The sequence below is a fragment of the Massilia antarctica genome, from assembly GCF_015689335.1.
In the GTDB taxonomy this organism is placed as follows: domain Bacteria; phylum Pseudomonadota; class Gammaproteobacteria; order Burkholderiales; family Burkholderiaceae_D; genus Telluria_A; species Telluria_A antarctica.
In genome coordinates, this window is record NZ_CP065053.1 from 3,624,796 (window position 1) to 3,637,606 (window position 12,811).

Genomic DNA, 12,811 nt, shown 5'->3' on the forward strand with positions numbered 1-12,811 from the left:
TCTTTTTTAAGGCCACGAATGATGAACGATCAAGAGCGCGACGCCATGCTGGTGTCGATCAAGTCGGCGCTCGCCGACAACACGCGCAAGACCGAGCAGATCCTGACCGCGTTCCCCGCCGGTGACACTGACGGCCACCGGCGCTACCACGAGGCGGTTATCGAATGGCGCGAACTGCGCAACAAGCTGGTGCGCGAGGCGCTGATCAAGGTCACGCAGGCGGGCGCGCTGGCCGGCGCCGGCTGGATCGCGCTGGCGCTCTGGCAGTCGCTCAAGATCACGGTGAAGCAATGAGGCTCATCGACGACTGGCGCACCGTGCTGCGCAAAGCCTGGAGCGTGAAATTCAACGTGGCCGCGACCCTGTTCGGCGCCGCCGAGGTGGCTGTGGCCATCTGGCAGCCCGCCGGCGTGCCCAATGGCGTCTTCGCTGGCGGCGCCGCTGCAGTCTCCATTTTCGCAAATGTGTCGCGCCTGATGGCGCAGAAGGAACTCCATGACAACGACAAATAAGCAGCGCGCCGGCTGGTGCGCAATCGCCGTCACGATGGTGGGCGGCTTCGAGGGGCTGCGCCTGGCCGCGTACGCCGATCCGGTCGGCATCCCAACGATCTGTTTCGGCGAAACCAAGGACGTGCGGCTGGGCCAGCGCGCGACGCTCGACCAGTGCAAAGCCATGTTGGCCGCGTCGCTGCAACTGGCGAACCACGCGGTCGACGACTGCATCCGCGCGCCGCTGCCGGACTACCGCCGGGCCGCAGTGGTCAGCTTCACCTACAACGTTGGCCGGGACGCAATGTGCGGCTCGACCATGGCGCGCAAGCTGAACGCGGGCGACGTCGAGGGCGGCTGCGACGAGATGCTGCGCTGGACGATCGCCAAGGGTATTCGCTTGCCGGGGCTGGTGAAGCGGCGTCAGGCGGAACGCAACATGTGCCTGGTAGGTGCGGAATGAGCGCCCTGGGCGAATTGACGGAGGTGGCAGTCTCCGGCATCTGGAAGATCGCGACCATCGTGTTGGTGGCGGTGTTGATCGCGGTTCTGTCCGCCGGCGGTACCGGCTGGTGGATGATAGCCAGCGCGCGCGACCAGGCGCTGGTCGACTTGAAAGACGCGCAGGCGGAGAACGTGCAACTGCTGGGCGCGATCGAGAAGCAGAACAGCTTGGTCGAAGCCGCGGGCAACGCCAAGCTGGCGGCCGACGCGCGCGGACTGGCCGCCCAGCAGCAGGCCATCGCATCTGCCCGGCGACTCGATTCGGTCTTGGCCAAGGTTGCCGGCGTACGCGCGACCACGTGCGACGAAGCCATGCCGACGGTGAAGGCGATTTTGGAGGCTACCCGATGAAATATCTTTTGCTGGCGGCTCTGCTGCTGATCACCGCCTGTGGCGCGGTCCCGGTCGTGCAAGAGGTCAAGGTTCCGGTGTACCGCTCCTGTGTCACGGCGCAGCCAGCCAAGCCGGAATTCGCAGTCAGTACCCTGGCGCCCGATGCCAGCGACGGCGAGACGGTGCTCGCCCTGGCGCGCGACCTGCCCGTGCACCTCAAGTACGAGGCGCAGCTCGAAGCCGTGATCGCGGGATGTCTGTGAAGGTGACGCGGGTCTAGACAGGCGGATAGTTGTTATAATAGGCTCTCCCCAGCCCATGAGAAATGAAACGTATGAAGAAAATTTCTCATCGGAGGAAGATGTTTTTAGATCGGCATGCACTAAGGCGGCATCGTGCCCGTTCTCAGTCGGGTTTGGCACTCAGGCCAAGACGGTTGCGGAGTGGAAGTCGACGTGATCAACTGATGAAAGAAGTGCACGCGCCGCGCACTTTCGAACTTGTTCGCGATAGTGATCGAGCGTTGGTTTTCCACTTTTTAGATGAGATTGGATTTGCTCTAAAAGATGGGCAAAACGTAAAAATTAAATTTGATCGAACTGTAGAGCTGCACCCATGTGGAACGCTTGTGTTCATGGCGAGATTGGACTGCTGGATGCTTAAGTATCCAGGGCGGCTTTTCTGCAACTACCCTAAAGATGAAGTTGTTGAACAACTGTTTCAGCATGTTGGCTTATTGGCGCGTTTTGGGCTAGAACCACGGCGAGAAATTAGCAATGAGCGGGTAGCGTTTTGGCACTTTCATTCGGGCTCGAAGGCCGATCCGTCGGCCTTTTTAGACATGACGCTTGCTGCGGTTAAGGAGATCGATCACCCAAACGCGATGCTTTTTGCTGACTGTCTGAACGAAGCCATCTGCAATACGGTGGGGCATGCGTACAAACAAAGTAAAGAGGTAGATGTTCCTTTGGGGTTTCGAAAATGGTGGATTTTTTCCCAGTTTCGAGACGAGCGTTTTTTCGTTGCAATTTATGACGTAGGGGATGGCATCCCTCGTACTCTTCGTCGCAAACCCGAGTGGATTGAATTTCTCAGGGCACGCCAGTACAACGATGCCAAGATCATACGATCCGCAATTGAAAGCAATCGGACTAGCACACGGCAGCCAGAGAGAGGCAAGGGGTTGCCTGAAATGTTAGAATTCTCTAAGAGCTTGAAAGCTGGCGGCTTGTCCATACTTAGTGCTAAGGGTGGGTTTGAGTATGCAGCCGATACATCAACGATGCGAAATCGCAAATTCTCGCTTCCTCTGGGTGGTACTCTAGTGCAGTGGGCGATACCGTTCCGCAAGGAGCATGGACATGGAAACGATGAACTTCTCAATAGCTAAGCAATACAGTCTGACTCCGGCTGGTCGATATCTTTCGGACGGACCTTTTTCAGGAGAGCGATTCCGTGAGGAAATTTTGCTGCCGGCGTTGCGAGGCGGTAAACGGATTTCGGTCGACTTAGACGGTGCCGTTGGCTTCGGCTCGTCGTTTCTGGAAGAAGCTTTTGGCGGCCTAGTGCGTGCAGGCCTCCACGAAACTGAGCTTCGGCAGAAGCTTGTGATCAAGGCAGGAATGAAGACTTATCTCGACCGGGTTTGGCGCTACATAAAGGAAGCGCAGGAGAGAGCTGGAGCTAATTAGTGGCAGCGATCGCAGCGTTCATAAAAGACTTTGGCCCTGCGTTTGCTTGGATAATTGCCGCAGTAGGCTGGGCTCTGACGAATCGGCAGGCAAACAATCGAGAGAAGCGAAAAGAGTTCCGGTCGGAAATTGATGCGATTGAGGAAACTGTTCAGGCTGTGGCTAAAAAGACGGCCAGCTATTTGAGGATGCGCACACGAGACAAGTCTGCTTTACTTTTAGAGCTTGAAATCGTTGTGCTCTTCCAGTCAATAGATATTAGGTGCGAGCGACTTGCTAGGCGGCAAACAAATGGGGAGCTTGGCCTCTATATTGACAAAGTTGACACCATTAAGGAAGATCTGTACGACTTTGCCACGGGGCGTTATTTTGAAACTCCCAAGCGGATCCCACAAGATGAATTGAGTGCTCGTGTGCAGGGGATTCATACCCGTGCCTTTCTCTTGGTCGAAGCGTTACATTCTCTATTTCTGATGAAGTTCGACAAGATACGCTCCCTCTAAGGTGGCGTCTTGGTGATGATGACCGTCACCGATCAGGGTTTTAGCCCACCGGTCGAGGTAGCGCGCCTGCGCTGTGCCCACCTAGGCCCATACTTGAATTGCTTGAGCCCTACAATGTGTGCGGGCGATGGCCGGTTCACGTTGACCGAGTTCCAGCGCGTCAAGAATAACGCCGGCGAGCTAACGGACTACGTCAAGTCTTGGCTGTGCGTGCTGATCACTACCCCAGCCATAGATGATGACCAGCACTTCATGTCTCGCAGTTGACGCCACACATCATCATCGCAAGGATCTTGGCGCTGGCGCCGCTCCTCTCGCCTGGCTACTACCGCGCACGCTAGATTGCCAGTAACGGTTCACCGTGTCAGATAAATCCAATGGATTTTAAATCTGCAGTTGCCAAGACGTAGCTGATATAAGAATGCTGAATATGCAGTTGGAGTGATCCCAGCTTCCCATTGGGAAGCGTATGTTCGATAGTCATTTCGTACAGGGTACCGTTCGGCTCGACCTTGGACGCTAAAAAGTAGTCGAACCCGTCACTTTGCTTTAGTAGCGCGATCATGCTAGCCGGAAAAAGGTCGCGTACGCCTGGGCTTAATACAACAGCATAGTTTTTTGACATGCAGATCCTTGGTTAGTTGATCGAGACGAAATGTTCAGGCAAAGACAAGTTGGGCAACGTACACCCAAACCTTGTCAGTAAGTCACAGATGCAAAAATGCCCAGCACTTAGCCGGGCATTTTTGCGTGTCGTTCGCGTGTCATTGCAACGGCAATTACAGACTATCTAAGACCACAACCAGCAGCTTTCGATTTTCAATAATCCTCAATAAAATCAGAGTCTTACATTGTCTTTCGTGGTCTGCCAACAACTTGTTTAGTGGTGGAGGCGGCGGGAATCGAACCCGCGTCCGCAAGCACTCTACAGACAGTTCTACATACTTAGCACTGCCATTTAATTTAACCGGTACAACGCGGACGTGCACGCTGTGTACAAGCGAGTTACCTATTATTTAGTCCGGAACTAAGTAACCCAGTTCAAGACGAGTCCCTGTAAATGACTCTAGAGCTTTTGACGGCCCACCCCAGGGACGAGGTGTTCTAGAGCTAGCAGCAATTAAGCTGCGAGTGCGTACGAGTTATCGTTTGCAGTTAAGTTTTTCAGGTTGTATTTACGAGGTGGCCCGCCCTCGGTATGCCCTGCGCTGCTTTGCAACCCACGTCGAAACCAGGTCGCCCCCACAGAACCCCTATTGTACCTGAAAGCGCGACAAGGTGACACCCGCCTCTGAAGCGCGCCTCCTCTCCCGCCCGACTGTCAAAAAATGAACACAAAAGAAAATTAAATTGCCATAATGCATTAAAATTAGTTGCCACATGGAATTTTTAGGATTATTCTCTTGGCTGTGACGACGACTTCCAGTCAAGTCAAACCCTCTAACCCATCTTCAGGAGAACCAGCATCATGATGACCAAGACGACCTTCCGCCTTTGCGCAGCACTGATCGTAGCAGCCAGCGCCAACGTGGCATTCGCAGCTGACGTACCAGCGGTGTTCGACGCCAAAAGCTGCAAGGCCGACTATCCGAAAGCGTCGTTGATGAACGAAGAGCAGGGCGTGGTCACGATGGCTTTCCTGGTGTCGGCCGAAGGCAAGGTTCTGGAAGCGAAACTGGACAAGACCAGCGGTTTCAAGAGCCTGGACAAAGCCGCCATGAGCGCCATCAGCGCCTGCAAATTCAAGCCGGGCAGCAAAGACGGCCGTCCTGACAGCACCTGGACCAAAGTCGAATACAACTGGACCCTGAGCTGATCGATTATCGCTGGACCATGTGCCCGATCCGGGCGCATCGTCTCTCGTGGAATCAATAACGCCTGGCCGATGCGAATGCATGGCCAGGCGTTTTGTTTTGAGCGCGCACGCTACCACCGGCCCGGCGGGCCGGCCGCGCTTCAGGCCACCAGCACCCCCGGCGCCGTGGTCGCGCGCAGCAGTTCCAGCAACGCCAGCGGGGTGTCGAGCAGATGGTCGGCGCCCCATTGGGCAGGCTCGACCGCGCCGCAATAGCCCCAGCCGCAGGCCACGGTGAGCATGCCGGCCGCGCGCCCGGCTTCGATATCGCGTAAATCGTCTCCCACATACCAGCACTGTTCCGGCGCAATGCCGAGCCGGCGCGCGCCTTCGAGCAGTGGCATCGGATGCGGCTTGGCGTGTGCGGTGGTGTCGCCCGAGATGATGCAGCCGGCGTGCGCCAGCCCGATCAGGGGAATCAGCGGGTCGGTGAAGCGCGCCGGTTTGTTGGTGACGATGCCCCATGCCATGCCCGCCTGGACGATGCCGTCCAGCAGTTCCGGCACGCCGCCGAACAGGGTGCTATGCGACGCCATGTCGGCTTGGTAATAATCGAACCATCTCACCCGCAGCGCTTCGTAGCCGGCGTCGCCCGGCGCCAGGCCGAAGGCGGCGCCGATCATGCCGCGCGCGCCGGCCGAGGCGGTCGGACGCAGCAGGGCGTACGGCGTCGGCTCCAGGCCGCGGTCGGCGCGCAGGCGGTTGACGGCCGCGGCCAGGTCCGGTGCGGTGTCGGCCAGGGTGCCGTCGAGGTCGAACAGGATGGCGCGCGGGGCCGGCGGGGAGAGGGATCGGGTCATGGCGGCTTGCTCGGCAGGTCGGAACGGCGCCCTACAGGGGGCGGCTGCAGGCCACCATGTAATTGACGCTGGTGTCCTTGTTGAGGGAGTAAATCTTGGTCAGCGGATTGTAGGTCAAGCCCTTCAGCCCGTCTACCTGCAAGCCCGCTTCACGCACGAATTGCGCCAGCTCGGCGGGGGTGATGAATTTGCCGTAGTCGTGGGTGCCCTTGGGCAGCATGCGCAGCAGGTATTCGGCGCCCACCACGGCGTACAGATACGCCTTGGGATTGCGGTTGATGGTCGAGAAAAAGACATGCCCGCCCGGCTTGACCAGGGTCGCGGCCGCTTTGACGATGGCGCCCGGATCGGGCACGTGTTCGAGCATTTCCATGCAGGTGACGACGTCGTACTGGCCGCCTTCGCGCGCAGCCATGTCTTCGGCGGCGATCAGTTCGTAGCGCACTTGCACACCCGACTCCAGGCTGTGCAGGTCGGCCACCTTGAGCGCCTTGTCGGACAGGTCGATGCCGGTCGCATCCGCGCCTTTCCTGGCCATCGATTCGGTCAGGATGCCGCCGCCGCAACCGATGTCGATCACTTTCTTGCCCGCCAGCGCAGCACGCGCGTTGATCCATTCGAGGCGCAGCGGATTAATTTCGTGCAAGGGCTTGAACTCGGACGTCGGGTCCCACCAGCGGTGGGCAAGTTCGCTAAATTTCTGGATTTCTAGAGGGTCGGCATTCATACGCGGAATGATAGCGGGAAATCGGGGAATGCGACGGACGCAAGCATAAAAAAACCGGCCGCCGATGCCCGTCCCGCACAGCGCGCATGGCCGGGCGATACTGGCGGCGCAGATGGCGGCGCAGATGGCGGCGCGCGGCGCAGGCGCGTTCGGGCGCCGGATTCGGGAAATCAAGGCGGCTTCGCCAAGTCGCGGGCGAAAAAAAACACCCCGCGAGGGGTGTTCAAGTGACGATGCGATCGTCGACCTTGCCATGCCCGCCCGCCGGGGCGGGTGGACTGGCAGAGGCGCAGCTTACTTGGCGCGGGTGCCGACGACTTCAACTTCGACGCGGCGGTTCTTGGCGCGGCCTTCAGCGGACTTGTTGTCTGCCACTGGCTGCGATTCGCCCTTGCCTTCGGTGTAGATGCGGTTCGCTTCGATGCCTTTGGCTTGCAGGTAAGCCTTGACAGCTTCAGCGCGGCGGATTGACAGCTTCTGGTTGTATGCATCGGTACCGACCGAGTCGGTGTGGCCGACGGCGATGATGACTTCCAGGTTGATGCCTTGCAGCTTGGCGCTCAGGTCATCCAGCTTGCTCTTGCCTTCCGCTTTCAGGACAGCCTTGTCGAAATCGAACAGGGCGTCGGCGGAGAAGCTGACTTTTTCCGAGGTCACTGCCGGCGCTGCCACTACTGGCGGCGGGGTTACCACGGCGCCTGGTTGTGGCGGCGGCGCTACCGGTGCTGGCGGCGTGACGCATTTGCCGTTTTCCAGTTTAGCTGGCTCAACGCACAGGGGCAGGTCGCAACCTGGGACCGCATCGGCCGGGGTCCAGTAGCCAGTGCGCCAGCACAGGCCGAAAGGATCGCGCGCGATCACGCCACGGGCATCCTGGACATAGGCGCTGTTTGGTTTCGGTGCCATGATGTCAGTGGTTACAGGCGCGAATGGCGGCGACTGTTGGGCCATTGCGCTGCCTGCAATCGCGGAGGCCGCGAGCATGAGCGAGACGAGTTTTTTCATAGTTTTTCTTCCTTTCGGGGGTGATATCCGCAGCTTTATAGCTGCGCAACTTTTCGAGCGTGGACAAGATAGTAACAGCTTGCCCCAGCCATTACCCGTGACAGTTTCGTGACAGCTTGTGAAACAGGCAATTAACTTCTGAATCATTTTGCCACATGCACTTAATTAGCACGAAGGCTGTTAAACCAAACACGCCCCAATGTGGTACATCATGTTGTATCCACGCAACATCGTGTCTCGCGTGACATGGTCGGGTTGACAAATGATGAACGTTTTTATGATTTCGATCATACATCGCTCAGGACTCGCCATCGATCAATTGCGCAGCTGCTATACGGCGCATGCTAAAATCCTACGCTTGTCTGTAGCTAAGTGGACGCGCGCACCATCGTTGTGCACCCGTCGGTCTGGCAGCATCGAAAGCGCAGCATGTGCGTACAGCTAATATAACCACAGCCTGAGATCAGTCCCGCCAATGGATCAATTCGCAAAAGAAACAATCCCCATTTCCCTCGAAGAAGAGATGCGCAAGAGCTACCTCGATTACGCGATGAGCGTGATCGTCGGGCGCGCCTTGCCGGATGTGCGCGACGGCTTGAAGCCGGTGCACCGCCGAGTCTTGTTCGCCATGCACGAAATGAACAATGTGTACAACCGCCCGTACGTCAAGTGCGCGCGCGTGGTCGGCGAAACGATGGGCAAGTACCACCCGCACGGCGACGCCTCGATCTACGACACCCTGGTGCGCATGGCCCAGGATTTCTCCTTGCGCTACACCTTGGTCGATGGCCAGGGCAACTTCGGTTCGGTCGACGGCGACAGCGCCGCCGCCATGCGTTACACCGAGTGCCGCCTCGATAAGATCGCCGGCGAGATCCTGGCCGACATCGACAAGGACACGGTCGACTTCCAGCCCAACTACGACGGCAAGGAAAAAGAACCGACGGTGCTGCCGACCCGGATTCCCAACCTGCTGATCAACGGCTCGTCCGGCATCGCGGTCGGCATGGCCACCAACATCCCGCCGCACAATCTGACCGAAGTGGTCAACGCCGCGCTGCACGTGCTGCGCAATCCAGACTGCACCATCGATGAACTGATCGAGATCATTCCCGCGCCCGACTTCCCGACCGCCGGCATCATCTACGGCGTCTCTGGTGTGCGCGACGGTTACCGCACCGGCCGTGGCAGGGTGGTCATGCGCGCCAAGACCCACTTCGAGGAATACGGCAAGGATGGCGGCCGCATCGCCATCATCGTCGACGAGCTGCCGTACCAGGTCAATAAAAAGTCGCTCTTGGAGCGCATCGCCGAGAACGTGCGCGACAAGAAGCTCGAAGGCATTTCCGACATCCGCGACGAGTCCGACAAGTCGGGCATGCGCGTGGTGATCGAACTGAAACGCGGCGAAGTGCCGGAAGTGGTGCTCAACAATCTGTACAAGCAGACCCAGTTGCAGGATACCTTCGGCATGAACATGGTCGCGCTGGTCAACGGCCAGCCGAAACTGCTCAACCTCAAGCAGATGCTGCAGTGCTTCCTGTCGCACCGCCGCGAAGTGGTCACGCGCCGCACCGTGTTCGAACTGCGCAAGGCGCGCGAACGCGGCCACATGCTCGAAGGCCTGGCCGTCGCCCTGGCCAATATCGACGACTTCATCGCCATCATCAAGGCCGCGCCATCGCCACCGATCGCCAAGACCGAACTGATGGCGCGCGCCTGGGATTCGTCCCTGGTGCGCGAAATGCTGCTGCGTACCGCCGAAGGCACTACCGTCGGCGGCATCGAAGCATTCCGTCCCGAGCACCTGCCGAAGCACTACGGCATGCAGCCGGACGGCATGTACAAGCTGTCCGACGAACAGGCGCAAGAGATCCTGCAAATGCGCCTGCAGCGCCTGACCGGCCTTGAGCAGGACAAGATCGTCAACGAGTACAAAGACATCATGGCGCACATCGCCGACCTGCTCGACATCCTGGCCAAGCCGGAGCGCGTGACGGTCATCATCACCGACGAAATGACCCTGGTGATGAACGAGTACGGCGTCGGCAACAAGGACGTGCGCCGCTCGACCATCGAGCACAATGCCACCGACCTGGAAACCGAAGACCTGATCACGCCGCAGGACATGGTGGTGACCCTGTCGCATACCGGCTACATGAAGTCGCAGCCGATCTCCGAATACCGCGCCCAGAAGCGCGGCGGGCGCGGCAAGCAAGCCATGGCGACCAAGGAAGAAGACTGGATCGACCAGCTGTTCATCGCCAACACGCACGATTACATCCTGTGCTTCTCGAACCGCGGCCGCATGTACTGGCTCAAGGTATGGGAAGTGCCGCAAGGTTCGCGCAACTCGCGCGGTAAGCCAATCGTCAACATGTTCCCGCTGCAGGACAACGAGAAGATCACCGTGGTGCTGCCGCTGTCGGGCGTGAACCGCACCTTCCCGGAAGACCACTACGTGTTCATGGCGACCAGCCTCGGTACCGTGAAAAAGACGCCGCTGAAGGACTTCAGCAATCCACGCAAGGCTGGCATCATCGCGGTCGACCTGGACGACGGCGACTTCCTGATCGGCGCCGCGCTGACCGATGGCGAGCACGATGTGATGCTGTTCTCCGACTCCGGCAAGGCCGTGCGCTTCGACGAGAACGACGTGCGTCCGATGGGCCGTACCGCGCGCGGCGTGCGCGGCATGAACCTGGAAGAGGGCCAGAACGTGATCGCCCTGCTGGTGGCCGAAAACGAGCAGCAGTCGGTCCTGACGGCCACCGAGAACGGCTTCGGCAAGCGTACTCCGATCACCGAGTACACCCGCCACGGACGCGGCACCAAGGGCATGATCGCGATCCAGACCAGTGAACGTAACGGCCGCGTGGTCGCCGCCACCCTGGTCGAGCCGAGCGACGAAATCATGCTGATCACCACCGGCGGCGTGCTGATTCGCACCCGCGTGTCGGAAATCCGCGAAATGGGCCGCGCCACGCAAGGCGTGACCCTGATCGCGGTCGAAGACGGCACCAAGCTGAGCGGCTTGCAGCGCATCGTCGAAACCGACCTCGAAGACGTCGACCTCGAAACACCGCCGGAGTAAAAAGCGGCAGGGGGCCGGTCTTGTTTTCGCACTTCGTGCGAGAATAATGCCGGCCCCATTTTTTTGCCCTTATCCAGAACAAGCACCGTTTTCATTGGGAGAACCATGATGAAAAAACTGACCGCCATAATGTGTACCGCGCTGGCCCTGCTGGCCACGCCGGCGTTTGCGCAGAAAGCGCCGATCGACCCGGCGGCGGACAAGGCCGTGCGTGCGCTGCTCGATTCGATGAATTACCGCAAACTGATCAAGGATAGCTTTGCCCAGATGCGCGCAACGATGCCGCAGATGATCCTCGGTAACGCCACTGCCGTCATCAACGCCAATCCGCGCCTCACCGCTGCGCAAAAGAAGACCGCCATCGCCGCAGCCGAGAAAAAGGTGCCGGAAGTGGCCGCGCGCGTCCAGCGCGTGCTGGAAGATCCGGCCCTGGCCGAGGAGATGATCGAAGAAGTGGTGCCGCTGTACGCGAGCCGCTTCACGGTTGCCGAGATCGAGCAGATCGCCGCTTTCCACCGCAGCCCGGTGGGCGCCAAGATGCTGTCGGTGATGCCGCAGATTATGAACGAGTCGATGCTGATCGGCCAGAAGGTCATCAACCCGCGCATGGTCAAGATCATGCAAGAAGCCGTCCCCGCCGGCAAATAGCCAACTTACCCGAGGAATTCCGTGACCCAGATCTACAACTTCTCCGCCGGCCCCGCCGTTCTGCCCAAGGAAGTGCTGCAAGAGGCGGCCGCCGAAATGCTGGACTGGCACGGCAGCGGCATGTCGGTGATGGAAATGAGTCACCGCGGTCCCGAGTTCATCTCGATCTACGAAGCGGCCGTGCGCGACCTGCGCCTGCTGCTGGGTGTCCCCGCCAACTACAAGATCCTGTTCCTGCAGGGCGGCGGCCTGGGCGAAAACGCCATCGTGCCGATGAACCTGGTCGGCCGCGTATCCGCGCCGGCCACCATCGACTTCGTGCAAACCGGTTCCTGGTCCGGCAAATCGATCAAGGAAGCGGCGCGCTACGCCAACGTCAACGTCGCCGCCAGCGGCGAGGCAGGGCGCTTTACCAGTGTGCCGCCGCCAAGCGAATGGAAGCGCACGCCGGGCGCGGCCTACCTGCACATCTGCACCAACGAAACCATCGACGGCGTCGAATACAACTTCGTGCCCGAACTGGGCGACGACACCCCGATCGTGGCCGACATGTCCTCGCACATCCTCTCGCGCGTGATCGACGTGAGCAAGTACGGCGTCATTTTCGGCGGCGCCCAAAAGAACATCGGTCCGGCCGGCCTGACCCTGGTCATCGTGCGCGAAGATTTGCTGGGCCATGCGCTGCCGATTTGCCCGTCCGCTTTCGACTGGAGCATCGTCGCCGCGCACGACTCGATGTACAACACGCCGCCCACCTACGGCATCTACATCGCCGGCCTGGTATTCGCGCACCTGCTGCGCCAGGGCGGCGTGGCGGCCATGGAACAGCGCAATATCGCCAAGGCCGAACTGCTGTACGGTGCGCTCGACCTTGATGATTTTTACCAGAACCGCGTGGCGAAAGACTGCCGCTCGCGCATGAACGTACCGTTCTACCTGCGCGACGAATCACTGAACGACAAATTCCTGGCCGGTGCAAAAGCGCGCGGCCTGCTGCAGCTCAAGGGCCACAAGTCCGTGGGCGGTATGCGCGCATCGATCTACAACGCGATGCCGATCGAGGGCGTGCAAGCCCTGGTTGATTACCTGAACGAGTTCGCCGGTCGCACCTAGCCGGCCGCGCCTCGCCGGCCGCACCTGGCCGGCCGGGCCTGCGCCCG

General features: G+C 59.5%; 16 protein-coding genes and 1 other RNA gene. 12 read left to right on the top strand and 5 right to left on the bottom strand.

Annotation, left to right across the window (positions count from 1 at the left end):
* The first annotated feature begins 18 nt into the window (after positions 1 to 18).
* From IV454_RS16435 to IV454_RS16470, 8 genes are all read left to right on the top strand, one after another.
* On the top strand, positions 19 to 294 hold the full coding sequence (locus tag IV454_RS16435; RefSeq protein WP_054268576.1) for a hypothetical protein: 276 nt from the start codon (positions 19 to 21) through the stop codon (positions 292 to 294).
* A complete protein-coding gene (locus tag IV454_RS16440) occupies positions 291 to 512 on the top strand; it encodes a DUF7940 domain-containing protein (protein WP_206092391.1) in 222 nt (73 codons plus the stop codon). The genes IV454_RS16435 and IV454_RS16440 overlap by 4 nt, the downstream gene beginning before the upstream one ends.
* On the top strand, positions 496 to 954 hold the full coding sequence (locus IV454_RS16445) for a lysozyme (RefSeq protein ID WP_206092393.1): 459 nt from the start codon (positions 496 to 498) through the stop codon (positions 952 to 954). The genes IV454_RS16440 and IV454_RS16445 overlap by 17 nt, the downstream gene beginning before the upstream one ends.
* A complete protein-coding gene (locus IV454_RS16450) occupies positions 951 to 1,346 on the top strand; it encodes a hypothetical protein (protein WP_206092396.1) in 396 nt (131 codons plus the stop codon). The genes IV454_RS16445 and IV454_RS16450 overlap by 4 nt, the downstream gene beginning before the upstream one ends.
* Positions 1,343 to 1,591, top strand: coding sequence for a hypothetical protein (locus IV454_RS16455; RefSeq protein WP_206092398.1), 249 nt, complete (start codon positions 1,343 to 1,345; stop codon positions 1,589 to 1,591). Before IV454_RS16450 ends, IV454_RS16455 begins: the two co-directional genes overlap by 4 nt.
* 203 nt (positions 1,592 to 1,794) lie before the next feature.
* Positions 1,795 to 2,718: an ATP-binding protein gene (locus IV454_RS16460; protein ID WP_206092400.1), complete on the top strand. Its 924-nt coding sequence runs from the start codon at positions 1,795 to 1,797 to the stop codon at positions 2,716 to 2,718.
* Positions 2,690 to 3,019, top strand: coding sequence for an STAS-like domain-containing protein (locus tag IV454_RS16465; protein WP_229522278.1), 330 nt, complete (start codon positions 2,690 to 2,692; stop codon positions 3,017 to 3,019). Before IV454_RS16460 ends, IV454_RS16465 begins: the two co-directional genes overlap by 29 nt.
* Entirely contained in the window at positions 3,019 to 3,522 is a 504-nt protein-coding gene (locus tag IV454_RS16470) for a hypothetical protein (protein WP_206092402.1), read from the top strand. The genes IV454_RS16465 and IV454_RS16470 overlap by 1 nt, the downstream gene beginning before the upstream one ends.
* Positions 3,523 to 3,886: 364 nt before the next feature.
* On the opposite strand, the gene IV454_RS16475 is transcribed toward IV454_RS16470, so the two are convergent.
* Positions 3,887 to 4,147, bottom strand: coding sequence for a hypothetical protein (locus IV454_RS16475; RefSeq protein ID WP_206092404.1), 261 nt, complete (start codon positions 4,145 to 4,147; stop codon positions 3,887 to 3,889).
* Positions 4,148 to 4,406: 259 nt separating this feature from the next.
* Positions 4,407 to 4,766, bottom strand: a transfer-messenger RNA (tmRNA) gene (ssrA, locus tag IV454_RS16480).
* Positions 4,767 to 4,993: 227 nt separating this feature from the next.
* On the opposite strand from ssrA, the gene IV454_RS16485 reads away from it, so the two are divergent.
* On the top strand, positions 4,994 to 5,338 hold the full coding sequence (locus IV454_RS16485) for an energy transducer TonB (RefSeq protein WP_054268163.1): 345 nt from the start codon (positions 4,994 to 4,996) through the stop codon (positions 5,336 to 5,338).
* 140 nt (positions 5,339 to 5,478) lie between these two features.
* Here the strand turns inward: IV454_RS16485 and IV454_RS16490 are convergent, their stop codons facing one another.
* The 3 genes from IV454_RS16490 to ompA all read right to left on the bottom strand — a co-directional run bounded on the left by IV454_RS16490 (position 5,479) and on the right by ompA (position 7,909).
* The gene (locus IV454_RS16490; protein WP_206092406.1) at positions 5,479 to 6,177 is read right to left on the bottom strand and encodes an HAD family hydrolase; all 699 of its coding nucleotides are present in this window, start codon (positions 6,175 to 6,177) and stop codon (positions 5,479 to 5,481) included.
* Positions 6,178 to 6,208: 31 nt separating this feature from the next.
* On the bottom strand, positions 6,209 to 6,904 hold the full coding sequence (gene ubiG / locus IV454_RS16495) for a bifunctional 2-polyprenyl-6-hydroxyphenol methylase/3-demethylubiquinol 3-O-methyltransferase UbiG (RefSeq protein ID WP_206092408.1): 696 nt from the start codon (positions 6,902 to 6,904) through the stop codon (positions 6,209 to 6,211).
* Positions 6,905 to 7,198: 294 nt separating this feature from the next.
* Positions 7,199 to 7,909, bottom strand: a complete 711-nt coding sequence (gene ompA / locus IV454_RS16500; RefSeq protein ID WP_206092410.1) for an outer membrane protein OmpA — start codon at positions 7,907 to 7,909, stop codon at positions 7,199 to 7,201.
* A 475-nt stretch (positions 7,910 to 8,384) separates the two neighbouring features.
* Here ompA and gyrA point away from each other — a divergent pair, with 475 nt between their 5' ends.
* The 3 genes from gyrA (at position 8,385) to serC (ending at position 12,764) form a co-directional block, all read left to right on the top strand.
* Complete coding sequence (gene gyrA / locus IV454_RS16505) at positions 8,385 to 11,003, top strand: DNA gyrase subunit A (protein ID WP_206092412.1); 2,619 nt, start codon at positions 8,385 to 8,387, stop codon at positions 11,001 to 11,003.
* Positions 11,004 to 11,108: 105 nt separating this feature from the next.
* A complete protein-coding gene (locus IV454_RS16510; RefSeq protein ID WP_206092414.1) occupies positions 11,109 to 11,651 on the top strand; it encodes a DUF2059 domain-containing protein in 543 nt (180 codons plus the stop codon).
* 21 nt (positions 11,652 to 11,672) lie between these two features.
* Entirely contained in the window at positions 11,673 to 12,764 is a 1,092-nt protein-coding gene (serC, locus tag IV454_RS16515) for a 3-phosphoserine/phosphohydroxythreonine transaminase (RefSeq protein WP_206092415.1), read from the top strand.
* Positions 12,765 to 12,811 lie beyond the last annotated feature (47 nt).

Excerpts from the sequence above, each read along its gene's own strand:
- IV454_RS16490 (WP_206092406.1), bottom strand. The coding sequence starts at position 6,177 with ATGACCCGATCCCTCTCCCCGCCGGCCCCGCGCGCCATCCTGTTCGAC.
- ompA (WP_206092410.1), bottom strand. The coding sequence starts at position 7,909 with ATGAAAAAACTCGTCTCGCTCATGCTCGCGGCCTCCGCGATTGCAGGC.
- IV454_RS16445 (WP_206092393.1), top strand. The coding sequence starts at position 496 with ATGACAACGACAAATAAGCAGCGCGCCGGCTGGTGCGCAATCGCCGTC.
- IV454_RS16460 (WP_206092400.1), top strand. The coding sequence starts at position 1,795 with ATGAAAGAAGTGCACGCGCCGCGCACTTTCGAACTTGTTCGCGATAGT.
- IV454_RS16475 (WP_206092404.1), bottom strand. The coding sequence starts at position 4,147 with ATGTCAAAAAACTATGCTGTTGTATTAAGCCCAGGCGTACGCGACCTT.
- IV454_RS16440 (WP_206092391.1), top strand. The coding sequence starts at position 291 with ATGAGGCTCATCGACGACTGGCGCACCGTGCTGCGCAAAGCCTGGAGC.
- IV454_RS16450 (WP_206092396.1), top strand. The coding sequence starts at position 951 with ATGAGCGCCCTGGGCGAATTGACGGAGGTGGCAGTCTCCGGCATCTGG.
- ubiG (WP_206092408.1), bottom strand. The coding sequence starts at position 6,904 with ATGAATGCCGACCCTCTAGAAATCCAGAAATTTAGCGAACTTGCCCAC.
- IV454_RS16485 (WP_054268163.1), top strand. The coding sequence starts at position 4,994 with ATGACCAAGACGACCTTCCGCCTTTGCGCAGCACTGATCGTAGCAGCC.
- IV454_RS16455 (WP_206092398.1), top strand. The coding sequence starts at position 1,343 with ATGAAATATCTTTTGCTGGCGGCTCTGCTGCTGATCACCGCCTGTGGC.
- IV454_RS16465 (WP_229522278.1), top strand. The coding sequence starts at position 2,690 with ATGGAAACGATGAACTTCTCAATAGCTAAGCAATACAGTCTGACTCCG.
- IV454_RS16510 (WP_206092414.1), top strand. The coding sequence starts at position 11,109 with ATGATGAAAAAACTGACCGCCATAATGTGTACCGCGCTGGCCCTGCTG.
- IV454_RS16435 (WP_054268576.1), top strand. The coding sequence starts at position 19 with ATGATGAACGATCAAGAGCGCGACGCCATGCTGGTGTCGATCAAGTCG.
- gyrA (WP_206092412.1), top strand. The coding sequence starts at position 8,385 with ATGGATCAATTCGCAAAAGAAACAATCCCCATTTCCCTCGAAGAAGAG.